A 217-nucleotide genomic window follows, 5' to 3' on the forward strand; every position below is an offset into this window, starting at 1 on the left:
ATCACGGGAGACTTCGGTCTTCTTGCTCATCTGATCAAACTTGGCATTCGCCAGTTCGGTGAACAGCAGCATGATGTTTTCCATGGTGACCATTGCGGTGCCCATCAGCGAGGTGTTCTTACCTGCGCTCAGGTATTCGGTATCACCTGATTTCACTTCAGACGCGGCATTCAGGTTGATGTTGTTGGTATTAATAGTGGTCATGATTTTACTTTCC

At 47.5% G+C, this 217-nt stretch carries 1 pseudogene; it reads right to left on the reverse strand.

Going from position 1 to position 217, the window contains the following annotated elements:
* A pseudogene (locus NG42_RS21735) lies at positions 1-204 on the reverse strand (hypothetical protein); the annotation flags it as partial.
* Positions 205-217 lie beyond the last annotated feature (13 nt).

Source organism: Winslowiella iniecta, from assembly GCF_001267535.1.
GTDB lineage: Bacteria > Pseudomonadota > Gammaproteobacteria > Enterobacterales > Enterobacteriaceae > Erwinia > Erwinia iniecta.